Raw genomic sequence first — 2,996 nt, 5'->3', positions numbered from 1 at the left:
TATGATAGAACTTTATTGGAATGGGGAGATTCTGATAAGAAAAAAAGATAAAAACATTAATTGGTTTTTATTATTGGAGTTTGTCTTAATAAATAAGAATTGAGTAAAACTTAGGGATTAAAATTATAAAAGAGGTGGTTAGTATTGTCTGAACATATTTACAGTCAATTAATTAAAAATGGTGTACTACCTGAAGATATTAAGGACATGATAATTGAAGAATTTGATGATTTTTTTACTAATAAAAAAAGACTAGAGGAAAATTCTATAAATACATTACTTCCTGAACTAATTAATTATCTGAAACTACAAAAAGAAACCATTTTTTATGAAGGTTTTTTAGATTTTCTGGAAATATTGAATATTGCTAAAGATAAAGATCTTCACAAAACCATCAATGCTATAGAAAGTAATTTTTATATCATTGAAGAAGCTCATCAGAAACTTTGGATAATTAACTCTTTAGAAAGAGAAAGCTCTGGTTTTAATTTAGAAGGGTTTTCTAAGTATACTTTTGACTTAATTGTAGATGTTATTGAAATACTTATAAAACCTTATTGTTCATATATTCTTTATAATATTTATATAATAAAAGGTAAAAATAATAATCTTTTGTCTGTTAAAGAAAAAAATCTAGGTAATTTAATCAATGAAATAATTCAAAGTGGATATTTAATAAATATTTTAAAACCAACAATTAATACTTTGTCTGGTGAAAAAAATATTAAGCTAAATACCTTAAGAAATATCGGAGCCCACAATAATTATAAGGTAATTGAGGATGAAATAATTTGTGAAATTAGAAATAGTAGAAATGAAGTAATGGAACAATTTAAAACAAATAAAGAAGACTTATATAAAATACTAATTGATGTGATTGCTATTTTTAGAGCATTAAAATTAGGATATACCCTTTTTTTTATTGATAATATAGACTATTTAAATAAAACTATTCTTTCCACATTAAATCCAAGAAAAGAGCAGCTTATATTAAATACTTTTTTTGGTATACAATCTCAAGGATTTGAAATAATTGAATTTATTGATACCAAAAAAGAGAGTAAGCTGGTATTGCTAGAGTTATTAGAAAATGAAAAAAATGAGGAAAGAGCTATACATGCCTCTCAATTCTTATATTATTTATGGGATATAACCAAGTCAAATACAAATATAATAGAATATAGAAACGTTAAGAATGAGGCTGTTGCTAATTTTGAAATTGATGGAAATTTTTGTAAGAAAATAGAAGAAGGATCTATTCAGATGATAGAAATTGCTAAGGAAATGAAAGTAAAAATTCATAAATAATAAATGAGTTTGCCAAAAATGTAAGTGTGATAAACTGGGAAAAATCCATATAAAGATTGATATGGCTAGGATAGAGTAGCTTTACTGCTCTGTCCTTTTTTCTTTTAAATAATTAAGTTTGTCATAAAGTTCAATTTAGAGATATTATGTCAGATTTTAATAATAATGAACCGAACAGAGTACAATTCATGTAGGAAAATACTAATGAAGCTAAATATATAATGGAACTGGATCAAAAAGAAGTCGAAGATAAATCCAAATATACAGACAAAGATAAACAGAAATTACAGGAGAATTTATCAACTAATTCCCACGATTTATCAAAAGTAAATATCGTGGAAGAAAAGCCGTCAAAACAACCTTCTTCCAAAAATGAGTTTACCGCGAAGTTTAAAAATGAAACATCAGACTTATCAAAATTAAACACTAGTAATAAGAACTTAGTAAAAAGAACTAAAGATTTTAAAGATAGTAAAGATAGTAAAGATCTAGACGACCATAATATTATTTCTAATTCCTTCTCTCCAAAAGAAAAAAATGACATGAAGCTTTAAAATTGATTCTAAGAGCATTTAGAAGTATTTAGGTACTAAACCTAGTGTAAATGATTTAAAGCGTAATAACACATGATAAAACCATTGTAATTGTGTTTATAATTCTTTTGGCAGATAAGATTATTAAACCGACTTTTGTATACTCTGTAAACCTTGTAAATGATGTATACAGAGTATACAGAGTATACAGGCAAGGAAAATGTGAGTAATACCCTTTTCTCCTTGATTTATAAGCCACTGAAATATATACTCAATTTATAAGTGAATAACACCCTTTAACATACAGATTAGGTTATTATTAACAAATACGCTTTAAAATGGAGGTTTTAACATGGCTAAGAAAATCCCTGATATTTTATCCTTAGATGAGCAAGAAAGACTACTGGATCAGTTCAATTTAAGGTACATTACCCCCCAAAGAAATCAAACAATGATTCAGCTTCTTTTAAATACAGGGTTAAGATTGGCAGAACTAACAAATCTTAAATGGAATGATATAGATCTAATGACTGGACAATTAAAAGTAGTTGAAGGAAAAGGATTGAAAGATCGAATCCTCTGGCTAAATGAAGAAACGCTTAGTATGTTAGGGAAATGGAAACAAAGGCAGTTTAAAGAGTGGGGTAGGAGCGATTTAGTCTTTACTACAAGGACTTTACATTCACTTGATGGAAAAGCCGTTAGAAGCATGATTAAGACCTATTCAGAGAAAGCAGGAATAAAGAAACACATTACGACCCATAGTTTACGACATACCTTTGCAAGTGATCTATTAAGGGAAACAAAGAACCTTAGAATCGTCCAGAAGGCTCTAGGACACGCTGACATATCGTCTACACAGATTTACACCCATATCGTTGATGAGGAGCTAGAAGAAGCTTTAAAAGGCTTTAGAGGAGGATAAAAAGACTATAAAGAACGAGTACTTAGTATGAAGTAGTATGATATATTAAAAGTGTTCATTTAATCTATTGATTATCTAAGTCCCCCTACTAGGGTAGTAGTAGTTATTATTAATCTGTGATATATTAAAAGTGTTCATTTACTTCATTGATAATCTAAGTCCCCCTACTAGGGTTTAGTAGTTATTATTAATCTGTGATATATTAAAAGTGTTCATTTACTTCATTGATA

General features: G+C 27.8%; 3 protein-coding genes. All 3 read left to right on the top strand.

Annotated elements, in window-relative coordinates:
* The first annotated feature begins 144 nt into the window (after positions 1-144).
* The 3 genes from ACTHUW_RS12495 to ACTHUW_RS12485 all read left to right on the top strand — a co-directional run bounded on the left by ACTHUW_RS12495 (position 145) and on the right by ACTHUW_RS12485 (position 2,766).
* Entirely contained in the window at positions 145-1,308 is a 1,164-nt protein-coding gene (locus tag ACTHUW_RS12495; protein ID WP_442213496.1) for a hypothetical protein, read from the top strand.
* A gap of 221 nt (positions 1,309-1,529) precedes the next feature.
* Complete coding sequence (locus ACTHUW_RS12490) at positions 1,530-1,862, top strand: hypothetical protein (protein WP_442213494.1); 333 nt, start codon at positions 1,530-1,532, stop codon at positions 1,860-1,862.
* 331 nt (positions 1,863-2,193) lie between these two features.
* A complete protein-coding gene (locus ACTHUW_RS12485; protein WP_442213492.1) occupies positions 2,194-2,766 on the top strand; it encodes a tyrosine-type recombinase/integrase in 573 nt (190 codons plus the stop codon).
* Positions 2,767-2,996 lie beyond the last annotated feature (230 nt).

The sequence above is a fragment of the Senegalia sp. (in: firmicutes) genome, from assembly GCF_052088025.1.
Classification (GTDB): Bacteria; Bacillota; Clostridia; order Tissierellales; family SIT17; genus Anaeromonas.
Note: the sequence above shows the minus strand (reverse complement) of the source record. Positions and strands in the feature narration are given on the sequence as shown.

Bases quoted from the DNA above. Each gene is read 5' to 3' on its own strand.
- ACTHUW_RS12490 (WP_442213494.1), top strand. From the start codon at position 1,530: ATGGAACTGGATCAAAAAGAAGTCGAAGATAAATCCAAATATACAGAC.
- ACTHUW_RS12485 (WP_442213492.1), top strand. From the start codon at position 2,194: ATGGCTAAGAAAATCCCTGATATTTTATCCTTAGATGAGCAAGAAAGA.